The organism is Actinomyces sp. oral taxon 171 str. F0337, assembly GCF_005696555.1.
Classification (GTDB): domain Bacteria; phylum Actinomycetota; class Actinomycetes; order Actinomycetales; family Actinomycetaceae; genus Actinomyces; species Actinomyces oris_E.
The window spans coordinates 1,257,102-1,274,498 of the sequence record NZ_CP040005.1 but is presented as its reverse complement, the minus strand read 5'-3'; the positions used below and the strand labels follow the sequence as shown (position 1 = coordinate 1,274,498).

The window sequence follows — 17,397 nt, the reverse complement described above, 5'->3', positions numbered from 1 at the left end:
CGCCGACCGGCCTACAGGAGGCCCTCGGCCAGGTCCAGCGGGGTGCCGAAGCGGTGGTTGGTGATGGCCACAGCCTGCTCGCGCAGGAAGGGCAGCAGCTCGGAGTGCGGGCAGGCCGTCACGGCCCCGGTGTACAGGGCGATGTCGGGGCTCCCGCCGGTCACCCGGCTGGCCTGGCTCCAGCGGGCGGCCGAGGTCTCCTCACGTGGGCCGAGGATGCGCACACGCGTTCCCAGCCCGCCGGAGGCGGAGAGCTCAGCCAGGCGGGCGTCCCAGGTGTCCTGGTCCTCGACCGTCACCTGGACGCCTGCTGCCAGCAGCGCGTTCTGCAACGGCTGGGGCAGACGGTCGGCCACCGACAGGCTGATGAACCCTCCGGCGCGCACGCCGGCCGCCATGACGCGCACGACGTCGGCCGGCTCGGTTCCAGACCCGGCGCGCACGACGACGTCAGTGGGTCGGTAGCGCAGCACGTTGCGCTCGCAGGCCAGTGCCGTGACATCGCGGTTGGCGCCGTAGGCGCTCCTCCAGGCCGAGGCGTCGGCCACCAGGGCGCGGCGCAGCCCGGCCAGGTCGTCCTCGCCCAGCTGACCGCTGACGGCGTCGCACAGGCTCGCCACGCGAGGGTCCAGCGCCGCAGTGCCCTGGCCCGCAGGCTCCTTCACGTCCTGGCCGTCTGCGGGCTCGATGTCCCCCAGTCCCAGCAGGTAGGAGGGACCGCCGGCCTTCGTCGTCGAGCCGATGGCCGAGCGCTTCCAGCCGCCGAAGGGCTGGCGGCGCACGATGGCCCCGGTGATGCCGCGGTTGACGTAGATGTTGCCGGCCTGGATCGAGTCGAGCCAGACGGCCAGCTCGGCCGCGTCGAGGGTCTGGAGCCCGGAGGTGAGCCCGTAGTCGACGGCGTTGACCGCCTCGATGGCCTCCTCGAGCGTGTCGACCCGCATGACGCCGATGACCGGCGCGAAGTACTCGGTGAGGTGGAACTCGCTGCCGGGCACGACCCCGGCGCGGATGCCCGGGGTCCACAGGCCGTCACCGAGGTAGCGGGGCTTGAGGACCCAGTGCTCGCCGACCCCCAGCGTGGTCAGGCCGCGCACGGCCTTCTCGTCATCGGGCACGACGACGGGCCCCATCTGGGAGTCCAGCGACAGCGGGAGCCTGACCCGCAGGGAGGCGGTGGCGTCCACGAGCTGGCGGGCGATGCGCTCGGAGTTTCCGGCCGAGGAGACCAGGACCAGCAGGGAGGAGGCCGAGCACTTCTGGCCGGCGTGGGCGAAGGCCGAGTAGACGGCGTCGCGCACGGCGATGTCGGGGTCGGCCGAGGGGGTGACGATGATGGCGTTCTTGCCGCTGGTCTCCCCCAGCAGGTGCATGTCCGGCTTCCAGGAACGGAAGAGGCGGGCCGTGTCGTAGGAGCCGGTGAGGACCACGCGGTCGACGTCCTTGTGGGTCACCAAGTGGCGTGAGACGTCGCCGTCCTCCAGCGGGGCGAGCACCACGAGGTCCTCGGGGATCCCGGCGTCGTGGAAGGCGCGCACGAGCTCGGCCGCGCAGCGTCGGGCCGGCGGGGCGGGCTTGAGGATGACGGCGCTGCCGGCCGCCAGGGCCGCGGCCACTCCCCCGGTGGGGATGGCCACCGGGAAGTTCCAGGGCGAGGCGACCACGGTGACGTCCACCGGGGCGAAGCGGGCCCCGACCATGTACTCCGGGTCGTGCAGGAGCAGCGAGGACTCGGCGTAGTGGTGGCAGAAGTCGATGGCCTCACTGACCTCGGGGTCGGACTGGTCGATGGTCTTGCCGGCCTCGGAGCCGGCGACCTCGATGAGCTCGGCGCGCCGGGCGGCCAGGACGTCGCCGACACGGTGCAGGGCGGCGGCCCGCTCCTCCGGGTCCAGGGACTGCCAGACTCCGGCGGCCTCGGCCGTCGCGGCCACGAGGGAGTCCACCGAGGCATTCGTGGCCAGACGGGCGGCGCCTGCCTCCACCTCGGCCACGCCCCGCGTGGAGCCCGGGATGGCGGCGGCGATATCCCGGGCCCACTGGCGGTTGGCGGCCAGGGCCGGGTCGGAGTCGGACTCGGAGACGAAGGACCTCCTGGCACGCTCGGCCACTGTCCCGGTCTCCTTCGGAATGCCCGCCTCCCGCTCGGCGAGCCGGTTCTGGGTGCGGTTGGGCACCGGCACCGGGGCATCCGGGTCGAGGTCGGAGAGGGCCGCCAGGAAGCGGTCGCGCTCGCGGGCGAAGATCTGCTCGTTGCTGGCCAGGTCGAAGACGCCGGACATGAAGTTCTCCGGCGCCGCGTTCTCCTCCAGGCGGCGCACCAGGTAGGAGATGGCGACGTCGAACTCGTGGGGGTCGACGACGGGTACGTACAGCAGGAGGTGGCCGGTCTCGCGGCGGACGACCTCCTGGATGCCGGTGGCCATGCCGGAGAGCATCTCGAACTCGACGCTGTCCTCGACGCCGCGTGCGGCGCGCAGCTCGAAGGCGAAGGCGATGTCGAAGAGGTTCTGGCCGGCTACGCCCAGGCGGATGTTGCGGGTGCGCTCGGGCGTCATCGCCCAGGAGAGCATGCGCTTGTAGTTGGTGTCGGTGGCCTGCTTGGAGGGCCAGGTGGTCAGCTCCCAGCCGTGGATCTCGGCGTCGACCTTCTCCATGGACAGGTTGGCGCCCTTGACGATGCGGACCTTGACTCGTGAGCCGCCGGAGGCGACACGCTTGGCGGCCCACTCCTGGAGGCGCTGCATGGCGCCCAGGGAGTCGGGCAGGTAGGCCTGCAGGACGATGCCGGCCTCGTAGCCGCGCATGTCCTCCTGGTCGAGGATCGCGGTGAAGACCGCGATGGTCAGGTCGAGGTCCTTGTAGTCCTCCATGTCCAGGTTGAGGAAGGCGCCGTGGTCGCGGGCCAGGCGGTAGAGGGGCAGGAGGGCCTGGACGCCGTGGGCGACGACCTCCTCGAAGCCCCAGGGGTTGTGGGGGCCGGTGACGGCGGAGACCTTGACCGAGACGTAGTCGACGTCCTCGCGGGTGACAAGGCGGGAGACCTCGGCCAGGCGGCGGGCCGCCTCCTTCTCCCCCAGGACGGCCTCGCCCAGGAGGTTGACGTTGAGGCGGTTGCCGCCCTTGCGCAGGCGGGCGAGGGCGGGCCCGAGTCCCTTGTCGGTGGCGTCGACGACGAGGTCGCCGACGATCTCGCGAAAGACACGACGGGCGACGGCGGTGACGGTGCGCGGGGCGAGACGGGAGGCGGCCGAGCCCAGTCCCATGGCACCGGCCAGGGCGGGCGGCAGGAAGTCGGTGCGCCCTGAGGAGAGGCGCTTGAGGGCGGTGCTGGCGACGTCGAGGTCGGTGGGACGCACGACGTCGTCGACGAAGCGGGTGGTGAATGTCAGGCCCTCGGGGTCGGAGAGGATGCCGGAGAGAAGCTTGGCCGAACGCGGTACCGGCTCGGAGGCCGACTCGTCAGCCCACCGGCGTGCTCGGGCGACGGCTCTCTCACCCAGCGCCCACAGGTCGTCGGGGCAGCGGCGCCCTGCGCTACCTGCGTCGGTACGGGGCTGACTGGGAACGGCGTTGTTCGTCATGCGTTTGGTCTCCAGGTCGATGTGGTATTGGACCTTCCAAGTGTGCGTGACAGCACCCCTTGTGCGCGACTGATTCGGATGTCGAGTCGCCTGGTGTCGCACGTTCCCGTCCCAGATACCGTCCGCACCCCTCCGCTCGCAGCGCGGAGGGGTTCAGAAACCGAGGCGGGCCAGGGCCTTGGGGTCGGACTGCCAGTCCTTGGCGGTGCGCACGTGCAGGTCGAGGTAAACCTTGCGCCCCAGCAGCTCCTCGATGCCCTTACGGGCGGTGACGCCCACCTCCTTGAGGCGCCGCCCTCCCTTGCCGATGATGATGGCCTTCTGGGAGTCGCGCTCGACGACGAGGCTCACGCGCACCTGGAGACGACCTCCGGCGCCCTTGATGCGGCCGACCTCACGCTCGTCGTCGGGGTCGGCGATCTCGTCGACGACGACGGCCAGGGAGTGGGGCAGCTCGTCGCGCACGCCCTCCAGGGCGGCCTCGCGCACGAGCTCGGCGATCATGACCTGCTGGGGCTCGTCGGTGATCTCGCCGGTGGGGTACAGCGGGGGGGACAGGGGCATGTACTTGAGCAGGACCTCCTTGAGGACGTCGATCTGCTCGTTGCGCTGGGCTGAGACCGGGACGATGTCGGCCCACTCCCCCAGCTCGCTGACGGCCAGGAGCTGTGCGGCCAGGGCCTCGCGGGTAACGGTGTCAGCCTTGGTGACCACGGCGACCACGGGGGTGCGCAGCTCGGCGAGGTCGCGGGTGATGAAGCGGTCGCCCGGGCCGATCTTCTCGTTGGCGGGGACGCAGAAGACGACGACGTCGACGTCGGTGAGGGTCTCGCGCACCAAGTCGTTGAGGCGCTTGCCCAACAGGGTGCGGGGGCGGTGGAGACCGGGGGTGTCGACCAGGACGATCTGCGCATTGTCCTGGTGGATGACGCCGCGCACGTTGTGGCGGGTGGTCTGGGGGCGCCCGGAGGTGATGGCGATCTTGGCGCCGACCAGGGCGTTGGTGAGGGTGGACTTGCCAGCGTTGGGGCGACCCACGATGCAGGCGAAGCCGGCGCGGAAGTCCTCGGGGAAGTCGGGGACAACGATCTCGACGCGGGCCGAGTCGGCAGTGTCGGCGGTGTCGGCACTCTCGTCCACGTCGTCGTCCTCGTCGTCGGGGTCGGTGAGCGGGTTGGGGCCGTCCATGAGCTCGGCGTCGGTGGGGAAGCGGAAGCCGGCCGGGGCGGGGCCGGGTGCGGGCATCTCGAGGGACTCGGCCAGGAGCTCCTCGGGGGCCTGGGGCTGGTCGTCGCGGGCTGCGGGGGCGGTGTGGTCGGCGGTGTCAGTCATCGGTGTCCTCTTCGGGTGCGGGGGTGCGCGAGGCGAGAATAGTGGAGACCTGGCGGCGGCGGCCGGTGGCCTCCTCGGCCTGGAGGTGGACGCCCTGGGTGTCTCCGGCGGCGCCGGGCAGGGGGACGCGGCCGATGGCCTTGGTGAGCAGGCCGCCGACGGTGTCGACGTCGTCGTCGTCGATCTCGAGGTCGAAGAGCTCGCCGAGCTCGTCCAGGGCGAGTCGGGCGGGGACGCGGTAGGTGCCGGGGGCGACTTCGACGACCTCGGGCAGCTCGGGGTCGTGCTCGTCGGTGAGCTCGCCGACGACCTCCTCCAGGAGGTCCTCCATGGTGACCAGGCCGGCGGTGCCGCCGTACTCGTCGACGGCCAGGGCCATGTGGAAGCGGCCGGTCTGCATCTCGCGCAGGAGGTCGTCGGCGGGTTTCGTCTCGGGGACGTACTCGGCGTCGCGGACGAATCCGGCCACGGCGAGGGCCTCGTGCTCGGGGTGGGCGGCCAGGCGACGCAGGACGTCCTTGAGGTAGAGGATGCCGCGCACGTCGTCGGCGTCCTCCCCGATGACGGGGACGCGTGAGTAGCCGGAGCGGATGAACAGGCGCATGGCTGCGGAGGCGGGCTTGTGGGCGTCGATGGTGACCATGTCGGTGCGTGGGACCATGACCTCGCGCACGAGGGTCTGGCCGAGCTCGACCACCGAGCGCATCATCTCGCGGTCCTCGTCCTCGATGGTGTCGGTCTCGCCGATCTCGTCGATCATCTCGCGCAGGTCCTCGTTGACGGCCTCGCGGGTCTCGGCGTCGGTGGGGGCGGACTCGGGGCGGCGGGTGCGGGAGACGAGCCGGCGCTGCGGGGCGGCCAGGACGTCGACCCAGGTGAGCAGGCCCCCCAGGGCGAGGAGGGTGCCGGCGGGGTTGCGCCGGCCGTAGGTGCGTGGGGAGAGGCCGACGACCACGCCCAGCAGGATGATGTTGGCCAGCAGGGCCAGGGCCAGGACCTGCCACCAGGCGCGCACGAGCCCGGAGGCGGCCAGGGTGATGAGGACGGCGGCGAGCATGTCGACGGCGACGCGGGCGACGCTGAGGGCGCCCAGGACCCGGGTGCGGTGCTCGGCCAGGCGGCGGACCCTGGCGGCGCCGCGGCGGCCCTCCTCGATGAGGTCGTCGGCGGCGGCCCGGGTGAAGCGCAGCAGGGCGGACTCGCCGGCTGATAGGAGGGCCCCCAGGGCCAGGACGATCACCGCGCAGGCGATGAGCGCGGCGGTGGGGATGCCGGTCACGCGGGTCTCACTTGCCGCGCTCGGCCAGGAAGGTCAGCAGGAGGCGGCGCTGGAGGTCGAACATCTCCTTCTTCTCCTCGGGCTCGGCGTGGTCGTAGCCCAGGAGGTGGAGGATGCCGTGGACGGTGAGCAGGAGCATCTCCTCGACGGCTGAGTGGCCGGCGGCAAGGGCCTGCTTGGCGGCGACCTGCGGGCACAGGACGATGTCGCCCAGGGTGCCGGCGGGGGTGGGCGAGTCGGCTGAGCCGGGGCGCAGCTCGTCCATGGGGAAGCTCATGACGTCGGTGGGGCCGGGCAGGTCAAGCCAGCGCACGTGGAGCTCTTCCATGGGCTCGGGGTCGATGAACATGATGTTGAGCTCGGCGGCGGGGCTGACGTGCATGGCGGTCAGGACGTGGTCGGCGAGGTCCGCGAACTCGGCGGCGTCGATGACGGTGGTGGTCTCGTTGATGACCTCAGTGGTCATGCGGGTTCCTCTCCGAGTAAGGCCGGGCGGGGCGGTTGCTGCTCCCCCGACGGTACTGGCTGTTGCGGCCGCTGCGGCCAGGCGGTCCGGCGGGTCGGGCGGCGGCGTCCTGGGCGGCGGCCTCGGCGTCGTGGCGGGCGTAGGCCTCGATAATGCGGCCCACGAGGCGGTGGCGCACGACGTCGGCCGATCCGAGCTCGCAGAAGCTGATGCCCTCGACTCCGGCGAGGATCCTGCGCACGACGATGAGGCCGGACTCGCGTCCGCCGGGCAGGTCGACCTGGGAGATGTCTCCGGTGACGACCATGCGTGAGCCGAAGCCGAGGCGGGTGAGGAACATCTTCATCTGCTCGGGGCTGGTGTTCTGGGCCTCGTCGAGGATGACGAAGGCGTCGTTGAGGGTGCGTCCGCGCATGTAGGCCAGGGGCGCGACCTCGATGGTGCCGGCGGCCATGAGGCGGGGCAGGGCCTCGGGCTCGAGCATGTCGTGGAGGGCGTCGTAGAGGGGCCGCAGGTAGGGGTCGATCTTGTCGGTGAGGCTGCCGGGCAGGAAGCCGAGGTTCTCGCCGGCCTCGACGGCGGGGCGGGTGAGGATGATGCGCGAGACGCGCTTGCGGGCCAGGGCGTCGACGGCCTTGGCCATGGCCAGGTAGGTCTTGCCGGTGCCGGCGGGGCCGATGCCGAAGGTGATGGTGGATTCCTCGATGGCGTCGGTGTAGGCCTTCTGGCCGAGTGACTTGGGGCGGATGGTGCGGCCGTGGGAGGTGAGGATGTCGTCGGTGAGGACCTCGGTGGGGCGGGCAGCGGTCTCCAGCAGGCCGACGGCGCGCTCGACGGCGTCAGCAGTCAGGGGCGTACCGGTGCGGGCAACGTCAATGAGCTCGGAGAGCAGGACGACGACGGTGTCGACGCGGGCGGCGGGGCCGGAGACGGTGACGGCAGTGCCGCGCACGTGGATGTCGACGTCAGTGAAGCCCTTCTCAATGGCGCGCAGGACCTCGTCCCGGGCGCCCAGGAGGGTCACCGGAGCGACGTCCTCGGGCAGGGTAAGGGTGCGAACCACGGTGGAGTCGGGGGTGGTGGAAGTGGAGTGGGCGGCAACCGAGTCGATTGTTGAGACGGCCGGGGATGCGGGACCTGCTGGGTTCAAGGGGCTATCGGCTGAGGAGGTCATCGCCGGCGAACCGGCTGCTGCGGTGGGCGGTGTCGTCATCACGGTCGATCCTAGATGATCGGCCCCGGAGACGCCGAGGGCACGGCGTCCTGGGCCGCGCGCACTCTGCAGCCACATCATGCCGCCCTAATCGTCATCCGGATCTGCTGGGCCTCTCGACATTCTTCCGGTACGTCACATCTGATCCCGACTCTCCGTCTCGGATCGGCTAGTGTTGTTGCAGTCGGCCCAGGGCCCCGAATCGCGGGCGGCACCCACACCAGTAATGTCTTTCGAGGATTCGTATGACTGACTACCTCACCCTTGGAAATGACGGCCGACTCGTTGACCGCGAAGGCAAGACTCTGGAGTTCAAGCGGGATCTCAGCTCACCCACTGGGCCACTGCGCACCATCACAGCCTTCGCGAACTCCGCGGGTGGTCGCCTCGTCATCGGGATCGCGGATGATGGCACCGTGGTCGGTGTTGAGGACCCGCTCGCTGAGGAGGAGCGCGTCGTCAGTCTCATCGATGACTGGATCTCGCCGCAGCTGGTTCCCGCCATCGACCTTGTCCCGCTCGCCGACAAGACTGTTCTCGTCGTCGATGTTCCTCTGAGCACCCGACGCCCCCACTACATCACCCGGCAGGGGCCGGAAGCGGGCGTCTACGTGCGTCTCGGTTCCTCCACTCGCCAGGCTGATCCGGCATTGGTTGCCGAGCTCCAACGCAACGCTCACGGTATCGCTTTTGAGAACCTGCCCGAGCCGCGTGCGGCCCTGACTGACCTGGATCTGAGCACTCTGGCAGAGCTGCGCGGCCGCGCCACCGACACGGATGACCTGTTGGCGCTCGGCCTTGCAGCAAGACAAGGAGATCAGATCGTTCCGACCTACGCCGGGATTCTCAGCGCCTGCCCCGACCCCACGCGCTTCCTGCCATCCGCCTGGGTTCAGTGCGGCCGGTTGCGTGGTCCCCACGGCACGGACATCTTCGACCAGATTGAGATTCACGGTCCGATGCCGTTGGCCGTTGACCAGGCCATGGACTTCTTGCTGAAGCACGCTTACAAGACCGCCGTCTTCGGAGAAGTGCGCCGCCGCGATGTCTACTCCATCCCCGTGGAGCCGATCCGCGAGGTCATCGTCAACGCCCTCGTTCACGCCTCCTACGCTGAGAGCAGCACCCCGATCCGTGTCGGCTTCTACGACGACCGAGTCCAGATTGACAGCCCCGGGCTACTCCTCCCCGGTATGACCGTCGACACCATGCGGCGGGTGTCCCGACTGCGCAACCCCGCACTGGCGCGCATCTTCCGTGAAGCCGGAATCATGGAGCAGTGGGGCACGGGCATCCAGCGCGTCTTCGAGCAGGTGGCTCAGGCCGGCTTGCCCGAGCCCACCATCGAGGAGGTCATCGACCGCGTGCGGGTTACGATCCACGTGCTCAGCCACAACCCTGCCGATGCCAGGGAACACGGTGAGTCACTAGATCGAGGCACTAAGTCGGAGCACCAAGTCGAAGCACCAAGGCACCAAGTCGAGGCACTAAGTCGCGACACCAAGGCACCAAGTCGAGGCACTAAGTCGGAGCAGCAAGACGGAGCGCCAAGCACACCAACTACCGCTCTGACGCCGGACGAGTTGACTGTTCTCCATCAGATGGAAACAGCAACAGCAAGCAGGGCAGAGATCATGAACGCGCTGGGTATTACGAACCAGACGCGCGCATTTCAGCGCCATGTTGAGCCGCTGATCGAAGCAGGGCTCGTTGAACGAACGATCCCGGACAAGCCCACGAGCCGCCTCCAGCGCTACCGAATCACCGACGCCGGACGCACCTATCTCAACAGACTCTCCGGAGATGCAAAATGAGCGTCAACGTCCGGTGGATGCAGTTCAAGTCACGGCGTCACAAAAGTGGATTGTTCCACGCAATCGTTGCATGGGTCTTCATAGCTATGATTGCCTACACGCTACTAAGCGCGGCGTGGGGGCATGGTGATGGATGGCCTCGCCTTCTCTCAGGGTGGAGCATTGGTGCGACTCACGACCCTTTGGATCGCATCAAAGTTACTTTGACAGCTTTAGGCGGTGTCGGCGCTGTTGGCTACCTCGTCATCAAGTATCGTGAACGCGCAGCTCTCGAACGCGGCGAAGCGGATGACAAGCTCATTCGTGCGGTTCAGCAACTGGGAGACCCTTCTCCGCAGGTGCGCATCGCCGGAGTTTACGCACTGGCCGACGTGGCCGACACCTACAAAGGCCCCTATCACCAACGCGTTGTCGACATCCTCTGCGGCTACCTGCGCACCGACAGACTCCTCAAAGACACAAACGGAGACACGCGGTACGCCACCAACGAGGACGGAACACCCAACCCTGACCAACCCCTCAGCACAGACGGAGCGGTCGAATCCACCATCCTTTTCGTACTGACGAACCACCTCCATCTTTCACGTAAATATAACAACTCAGAAGAAAACAGCGCAGGCCCCTGGAGTCACTGCTATCTAGATCTCCATGATGCATGTATCACAGAAACAGCCGTCTTCATGAATGTTTACATCGGCGAAATCAACGCCTCCGGAGCGCGGTTTTCAAAAAAAATCGCCTTCTTAGAGTGCACCTTCACACAGGCCGCCAGCTTCCAAGGCACCAAATTTACGCAGAACGCCAACTTTCAACGCACAACTTTCGGGTGGACCACAAGTTTTGACGATGCCGACTTTAAGGGAGACGTTGATTTCCAAGGAACTACTTTTGGTTTAGTTAGCTTTATGAACACCATATTCAAAGGTGATGCCAATTTCGGAGCCAAACTAACAGAAAAAGGAGCACACTTTGAGCTGGAAGCTAGTTTTCAGGATGCCACATTCATGAGAGACGCCAATTTTGGGGCGAGAATTGTTGGTCCACAACCAAACGGATCCATTTTTGAGGATAGCGCCCATTTTAATGGCTGCACTTTCAAAAGCCGTGCGATTTTTCAGGGCACCGCATTTAAACGCGACGCAAATTTTGGAAGCGGCATTTGGAGCAGCAATGGCAGTAGATGGCTAGGGGAAGGCGCCACATTCAAAGGCCCTGCGCTATTTAATTACGCAACGTTTGAAACAGGAAATTTCCAGGGAACAGTTTTCGAGGGGCGTGCAGATTTTAGGGAGGCCAAGTTTGCTCAAGATGCCAAATTTGGAGGAAACCCTCTTACGGAAAGCACTACGATATTTCTGCAGCGAGCAGATTTTGAGACGACTCATTTTGCTCAGGAAGCAGATTTTGCGGGAGACGAACACTCAGGGAGTACAGTTTTCAAGATGGACGCATTTTTCCGGCATGCAACCTTCGACAAAATGCCCAATTTTCAAAATACACACTTCAACATAAACCTAAAATCGACAGATCAAATAACCCTCCCTTCCAATTTAAGACAAAACGACGGGCTCCCTGAAGGTTCTCAGTGGGCTAATTTTGAAGATGAAGACTCCGCAGTTTCGGCCGACAGACATCACCAAGGTTCTTCCGAAAAGCCGGACTGTCCTGATGATGCCGACAATGTCGAGGACAGTGATCAACGCGACGAAGTAGGCTAAACCGCACAAGTAGAACAACAGTCAACGCCGCAATTGCCTACCTGTCAGTCTACTCGCACCCACACATCGAGGCTTATTCACAGCATCCGTCGAAGGTGCTGTGACCTGCGCAGATGCCGGCGTCAACTAGTCCTGTGAATAAGTCTCATCGAAACGGTTATCGCCCACATGAGCATGGCAACCTATATTTCCAAAATAACTTTACCAGTCAGCGAGTATGTAAATTCACAAAATTGAGTCATTATGTGCAAAGTCCAAGCGCCAGGTAAAATCGTCTTAGTGATCGGTTCAAGTGCCCTTTCGCCCTTGGTGCCAAGACTTCTACTGGGCGAAGCTCAGAGAACCACCATCGCGAGAGTCCCACCAACGAGCAGCGCCAGCCCGACGAGGTACCGTCTGCTGACGGCCTCCCGCAGGACGAGGGCGGAGAAGAGGACGGTCACGAGCACGCTCAGCTTGTCGATGGGGACCACCACGCTGGCGGGTCCGTCCTGGAGCGCCCGGTAGTAGCAGAGCCAGGAGGCACAGGTTGCAGCCCCGGAGGCCAGGACGAAGCCGAGCTCCCCGCGCGGCACGGCACGGACCTCCCGGAGCTTCCCGGTCACAGCAACCATCACCCAGGCCATCACCAGGACCACCCCGGTACGGATTGCGGTACCGAGGTTGGACTCCACCCCGGTGATGCCGGCCTTACCGAGGATCGCGGTGAGCGCGGCGAAGAAAGCTGAGCCGAGTGCATAGAGCAGCCAGCCCCCGCCGTCGCGCACGGCCCGGGGCAGGCCGCGCAGGTCATCGGCGTCGAGCATCAACAACGTCCCGACCGCGATGAGCACAACCCCGAGCGCACCGATGAGGCTCACCCTCTCCCCCAGGAAGATGAGGGCCAGCAGCACCGTCAGCACCGTGCTCAGCTTGTCGATCGGCACGACCTTGCTGACGCTGCCGAGCTGGAGCGCCTTGAAGTAGCACAACCACGAGGCCCCGGTCGCGAGCCCCGAGAGCACCAGCAGCCCAGTGCTGCGGGCATCGAGGTGGGCCAGTTCGGCCTGCGAGCCAACGATAGACACCATGCCCCAGGCGCCTGCCAGCACCACAACGGTGCGCAGCGCCGTCGCCACGGTCGAGTCCGTGGTGCGGATCCCCTCCTTGGCCAGGACGGCCGTGATGCCAGCAAAAAGCGCTGAGCCGCAGGCGAAGACGATCCACATCAGGCAACCCTAACCCCGCCTGGCACCGCCGCACGGCGGGTACGAAAGACCTCACCTTCTCGCTTCCCGTTGCTGGCTCCTCCCAGTCAGCGGGTCTTGCGCGGCACGGTGGAGGCCGCCACACCCAGGACCACCAGGCCGAAGCAGACCAGGTAGGCCAGGTATCGGAAGAAATCGTCGGAGGGTTCGCTGGCCGTGGTTAGCTCGGTGACGGCGTCGACCGCCCAGCTCATGGGCAGGGCGTCACCGACCACCTCCAGGGCACGCGGCAGCTGGTCGCGTCTGACCAGGAGCCCGCACAGGAAGAGCTGGGGTGCGATGACCACCGGCATGAACTGGACGGCCTGGAACTCGGTGCGCGCGAAGGCCGAGACCAGCAGCCCCAGGGACACCCCGACGAAGGCGTTAACCAGCGCGGTGAGCACCACCCATCCCCAGGAGGCGGAGATGTCCACGTCCAGACCCCAGGCAGCCACGGAGCACAGGATGAGGGACTGGATAATGGCGGTCAGCGCGAAGGCGGTGGCGTAGCCGAACAGGAGGTCGGCCCGGTGGATCGGAGTGGTCCACAACCGCTCAGGGTCCCACTCACGCGCTCGCGCAGCATGGCGACGCTGGTGACCAGGAACATGACCGTCGTCGGCAGGATCGCCATCATGGAAACGGCGATGTGGTTGAACAGCAGGTCCGCGCCGGGGTAGTCGCGGTAGACGAAGTACAGGAGAGTCAGCAGCGCCGCAGGCACGATCGCGATGAGGCCGACCGTGCGCTGGTCAGCGCGCAGCTGGGTGAGGATGCGGCGGGTGGTGGCCAGGTAGGTGCGCAGGTGCATCAACGCTGCCTTCCCTTCTGCTCGGGTCGGTTCTCGGAGCCGGCGATGACGGCCAGGAAGGCGGCGTCGACCGTGTCCGCCCCGGTGCTGGCCAGGAGGTCCGTGGCCGTGGTGGCGGCCAGGATGCGGCCCTGGCGCATGAGGAGGACCTGGTCGCAGCGGAAGACCTCGTCCATGACGTGACTGGAGACCAAGAGGGTGGCGCCGCGCTCGGCCAGGGCGTGGAAGGTGCTCCACAGCTCCTCGCGGGTGACCGGGTCCAGGCCGACGGTCGGCTCGTCCATGACAAGCAGGTCAGGGTCGGCCACGAGCGCGCAGGCCAGGCTCACGCGCCCGGCCTCGCCGCCGGAGTAGGTGGACACGGGCCGGTCCGCCAGGGCGGTCAACCCGACGACGTCGAGGACCTCATCCAGATCGCGGGCCCGGCTGCCGACCAGGGAGGCGAAGTAGCGCAGGTTCTGGCGGGCGGTCAGGTCTCTGTAGACGGCCTGGCCCTGAGTGACGTAGCCGAACCGGCCGCGCACGGCGGCGGCACCCGGGGCGTGCCCAAGAACCTCGAGCTGCCCGCGGTAGCGCTGGACGCCGACGATGGTGCGCATGAGGGTGGTCTTACCGCAGCCCGAGGGGCCGAGCAGGCCGGTGATGGTGCCGGGCGCCAGGTTCAGGTCCAGGCCGTGGAGGATCTCCTTGCGCCCGCGGGTCACGCGCAGGTCCATCGCGGTGACGGCCGACTGAGCCGAGGCGGCGAAGGACGTGATGTCTCGACTGGAGTCGTGCGATTGGTTGCCGGCCCCCGACTCCCGGGGCCCGCCTCCTCCATCGATTTTCATCATGTGATGAATATAGGTCGATGGTAACCCCCTGTCCAGAGGCTGGTTCGGGTGTTCTCAGGCTGGATTGGCGACGTCGGGCAGGTCGTCGAAGGCGTAGCGCTGGATGGTGGGGCCGACAAGCGCAACCAGAGCTTCGGCGTCGAGGGAGGCGATGTGGTCCATGCGGGCGACCCAGCGGGCCAGGCCGAGTCCGATGATCTGGCTGGCGATGAGCTGGGCTCGCAGCTGGGGGCGGTCAGGACAGAAGTGGGTGACGATCGGCGAGAGAACGCCGATGGCGATGAAGTCGCGGAAGGGCTCGACACGGCCCCCCTGGCCGAGCGCGGCGTGGATGACTGCGGTGAAGCGGTCCGCCCCCGCCTCATCCCACAGGCTGATGACGGCACGCACGATTCCCTCCCCCAGCTGCTCGGGCTCGAGCTCGGTAATACCTGCGGCCCGGTGTGTGAGGTTGGCGTCGATCCCGGCGGTCGACTCGATGACGGCCTTGGCGAAAAGCGTGGCGCGGTCCGGGAAGTAGTGGTGGACCAGAGCCGGGTCGACGCCGGCGTCGCGCGCGATGCCGCGCAGGGAGGTCTGGTAGCCGTCGCGGGCGAAGGCGGTGCGAGCCGCCGCCAGGATCGCCTCACGCGTGTCCGGGCTCCCCGCCGGCCGCCGCCCCCGCGGGCTCATCGCTCACTCGTCTCGCTCATAGTCAGAGCATGCCCGCGAGCCACCCCGTTGGGAAGCACCCCCACAACACGACATGTTAGAATTTTGTCTAACAAAACATGTCGGCAGGGGGTTGTGCGGATGTTGGACAGGATCACTGTTCATCCTCGCATCACCCGCCGCCACCCTGACATACAGGTCGCAGACGTTGAGTCCGCCTGGCGCAGCGCCATCGCAGTCCGCCGAAGAAACTATGACCCACCTGAGTACTACGCAGCAGCCGGAGCAGACTCTCATGGACGGCTGCTCGAGATGGTTGGAGTGGAACTCGACGATGGCAGCCTACTGATTTTTCACGCCATGAGACTCACCGACAAGATGGCTCAGGAACTACAGGTCAGAAGGGAGAGCACATGAGCACCTATAAGACGAAGAGTGGAGCCACGCTCACTGACGACGAGATCGAGCGACTTGGTGAGGCAGCAGAACGAGGAGAGTATCCCGGTACTCCAGGAGAGTTCATTGTTTCTCCAGGCAGGCCTCGACTCTCGGACGAGGATCTTGTCACCATCGCCTTCAAAGTGCCACGCTCACATCGAGACGCACTGGACCGTAGGGCTGAGGCACAGGGCGAAACTCGCAGTCAGTTCATGCGAGAAGCACTCGAACGAGCGCTTGCCTGAAGCAAGCAGCGTCCATGCTGATGCCACGCTCGTCAGCCAGCCAACTCAGCTCCTCCGATCTCCACAAAGATCGTCGCCATCACCTCACTCCCACAGGCCGCTGGCGTGGGCGAGGACGGCCAGGGCGACGGGGCCGGCTGAGGCGGTGCGCATGACGTGGGGGCCCAGCCGCACTGTCATCGCCCCGGCGGCCTCCAGAGCCGCTGTCTCCTCAGGGCTGATACCGCCCTCGGGCCCCACGACGACGGCCAGCACCAGCGGCGCCTCTCCGGGCGCGGGCAGGCGCACCGACTCCATCGCGGTGCTGATCGGAGTGCTGGCCTCCTCGTGCAGGACCAGCACCACTCCCCCATCGCGAACCGTCTGCTCCACCCAGTCGGCCAGCCTGCGGGTGTCCCGCACCTCCTCGACCTCGGGCATGCGGGCCCGCCGCGCCTGCTTGGCGGCCTGGAGGGCGGTGGCCTGCCAGCGCTGGCGCCCCTTGGCCTGCTTGACACCCTGCCACACGGACACGCAGCGCTCGGACTGCCAGGGCAGCACCAGCCCCGCTCCGACCTCGGTGGCGGTCTCCACGGCCTGCTCGTCGCGCCCGCCCTTGGCCAGGGCCTGAACGAGGGTCAGCCGCAGCAACGGCGCGGGTTCCTCAACGCGCTCCAGGATCCGCACGGCCAGGCAGTCCTTGGCGCCGCCGACGCCGGCCCCGGTCACTTCGCACAGCAGGCGCAGGCCCGCGCCGTCAACAAGGTCCACGCGCTCCTGGGCACGTAGGCGCTTGACGGTCACAGCATGGCGGGCCTCGGGACCGGTGAGCATGAGGACGGTTCCGGCCCCAGCCGATGCGACGGCGTCGGTGGGCTCAATGGTCTCGGGGGTGAAGAGGAAGACAGGTGCGGTCACGCTCCCAGCCTACGGCCCGCATTGAACCGGTGTCCCCCGGCGGTGCTAGCGTCGGTGACTATGACCGAGTCTCCTTCAGCCGCCCGTTCCCCTCAGTCGTCTCCGGCCCCCTCTTACACCACCGCAGTCACGGTGGAGGACTTCCGCCGCAACCTGGATGCCGTCCGTGCCCGCATCGACACCGCCGCCGAGCGCGCTGGCCGCGATGCCGCCGAGATCCGCCTGCTGCCGGTCTCCAAGACCGTCCCCGAGGAGCGCCTACGCGCCGCCTTCGCCGCGGGCATCACCCAGATGGGTGAGAACAAGGTCCAGGAGGCCCAACGCAAGAGTGAGAACCTGGCGGACCTGGGCATCTCCTGGTCAGTCATCGGCCACCTGCAGACGAACAAGGCCAAGAACGTGGCCGCCTTCGCCGACGAGTTCCAGGCCCTGGACTCCCTGCGCCTGGCCGAAGCCCTCGACCGGCGCCTCCAGGCGGCCGGGCGGGGCCTGGACGTCTACGTGCAGGTCAACTCCTCGGGCGAGCCCAGCAAGTTCGGGCTGGAGCCGGATGACGTCGCCGACTTCCTTGCGGCGCTCCCGGCCTACTCCTCGCTGCGGGTGCGCGGGCTCATGACCCTGGCCGCCAACACCAGCGATGAGGTGCGCGTGCGTGAGTGCTTCAGCATCATGCGTCGGCTGCGCGACGCCGCACTTCAGGCGGGCACCGTCGGCGACGGGCTGCTGTCAATGGGGATGAGCGGGGACTTCGAGGCCGCCATCGAGGGCGGCTCCACCTGCGTGCGGGTGGGCCAGGCGATCTTCGGGACCCGGGCCACCCCCGACTCCTACTACTGGCCCGAGTCGTCTCAGGCCGACCAGCCGCGGGCCAGCAGCTGAACAGCGGA

The 17,397-nt window shown here is 67.0% G+C and carries 13 protein-coding genes and 1 pseudogene; 4 read left to right on the top strand and 10 right to left on the bottom strand.

The genetic code is table 11. The features are described from left to right. Positions 1-11: 11 nt before the first annotated feature. The 5 genes from FBF36_RS05660 to FBF36_RS05640 form a co-directional block, all read right to left on the bottom strand. Complete coding sequence (locus FBF36_RS05660) at positions 12-3,584, bottom strand: proline dehydrogenase family protein (protein ID WP_138137268.1); 3,573 nt, start codon at positions 3,582-3,584, stop codon at positions 12-14. Between the two features lie 153 nt (positions 3,585-3,737). After that, the gene (gene era / locus FBF36_RS05655) at positions 3,738-4,916 is read right to left on the bottom strand and encodes a GTPase Era (protein ID WP_009397851.1); all 1,179 of its coding nucleotides are present in this window, start codon (positions 4,914-4,916) and stop codon (positions 3,738-3,740) included. Further along, positions 4,909-6,195 carry a hemolysin family protein gene (locus FBF36_RS05650; protein ID WP_138137266.1) on the bottom strand — a complete coding sequence of 429 codons (1,287 nt, stop codon included), beginning with the start codon at positions 6,193-6,195 and terminating at the stop codon, positions 4,909-4,911. The genes era and FBF36_RS05650 overlap by 8 nt, the downstream gene beginning before the upstream one ends. Positions 6,196-6,202: 7 nt before the next feature. Next, positions 6,203-6,661, bottom strand: coding sequence for an rRNA maturation RNase YbeY (gene ybeY, locus FBF36_RS05645; protein WP_009233916.1), 459 nt, complete (start codon positions 6,659-6,661; stop codon positions 6,203-6,205). Continuing rightward, positions 6,651-7,874, bottom strand: a complete 1,224-nt coding sequence (locus tag FBF36_RS05640; RefSeq protein ID WP_225792476.1) for a PhoH family protein — start codon at positions 7,872-7,874, stop codon at positions 6,651-6,653. Before FBF36_RS05640 ends, ybeY begins: the two co-directional genes overlap by 11 nt. Before the next feature lie 245 nt (positions 7,875-8,119). Between FBF36_RS05640 and FBF36_RS05630 the strand changes: the two genes are divergently transcribed. Together FBF36_RS05630 and FBF36_RS05625 are read left to right on the top strand one after the other, a co-directional pair. Beyond that, on the top strand, positions 8,120-9,688 hold the full coding sequence (locus FBF36_RS05630) for a helix-turn-helix domain-containing protein (protein WP_009397514.1): 1,569 nt from the start codon (positions 8,120-8,122) through the stop codon (positions 9,686-9,688). After that, positions 9,685-11,406, top strand: coding sequence for a pentapeptide repeat-containing protein (locus tag FBF36_RS05625; protein ID WP_009397516.1), 1,722 nt, complete (start codon positions 9,685-9,687; stop codon positions 11,404-11,406). The genes FBF36_RS05630 and FBF36_RS05625 overlap by 4 nt, the downstream gene beginning before the upstream one ends. A 335-nt stretch (positions 11,407-11,741) precedes the next feature. Here FBF36_RS05625 and FBF36_RS05620 read toward each other — a convergent pair whose 3' ends face one another. The 4 genes and pseudogenes from FBF36_RS05620 to FBF36_RS05605 all read right to left on the bottom strand — a co-directional run bounded on the left by FBF36_RS05620 (position 11,742) and on the right by FBF36_RS05605 (position 14,951). Continuing rightward, a complete protein-coding gene (locus FBF36_RS05620) occupies positions 11,742-12,614 on the bottom strand; it encodes an EamA family transporter (RefSeq protein WP_009397518.1) in 873 nt (290 codons plus the stop codon). 86 nt (positions 12,615-12,700) lie between these two features. Further along, positions 12,701-13,446: pseudogene (locus FBF36_RS05615) on the bottom strand (ABC transporter permease). Further along, on the bottom strand, positions 13,446-14,279 hold the full coding sequence (locus tag FBF36_RS05610; RefSeq protein WP_009397522.1) for an ABC transporter ATP-binding protein: 834 nt from the start codon (positions 14,277-14,279) through the stop codon (positions 13,446-13,448). Before FBF36_RS05610 ends, FBF36_RS05615 begins: the two are co-directional and overlap by 1 nt. Before the next feature lie 54 nt (positions 14,280-14,333). After that, complete coding sequence (locus FBF36_RS05605) at positions 14,334-14,951, bottom strand: TetR/AcrR family transcriptional regulator (protein ID WP_009397523.1); 618 nt, start codon at positions 14,949-14,951, stop codon at positions 14,334-14,336. 392 nt (positions 14,952-15,343) lie between these two features. Here FBF36_RS05605 and FBF36_RS05600 point away from each other — a divergent pair, with 392 nt between their 5' ends. After that, positions 15,344-15,613: a ribbon-helix-helix protein, CopG family gene (locus FBF36_RS05600; RefSeq protein ID WP_009397524.1), complete on the top strand. Its 270-nt coding sequence runs from the start codon at positions 15,344-15,346 to the stop codon at positions 15,611-15,613. An 84-nt stretch (positions 15,614-15,697) separates the two neighbouring features. Here FBF36_RS05600 and FBF36_RS05595 read toward each other — a convergent pair whose 3' ends face one another. Next, positions 15,698-16,510: a 16S rRNA (uracil(1498)-N(3))-methyltransferase gene (locus FBF36_RS05595; RefSeq protein WP_009397525.1), complete on the bottom strand. Its 813-nt coding sequence runs from the start codon at positions 16,508-16,510 to the stop codon at positions 15,698-15,700. Positions 16,511-16,570: 60 nt separating this feature from the next. Between FBF36_RS05595 and FBF36_RS05590 the strand changes: the two genes are divergently transcribed. Further along, entirely contained in the window at positions 16,571-17,389 is an 819-nt protein-coding gene (locus FBF36_RS05590; protein ID WP_192574997.1) for a YggS family pyridoxal phosphate-dependent enzyme, read from the top strand. Positions 17,390-17,397 lie beyond the last annotated feature (8 nt).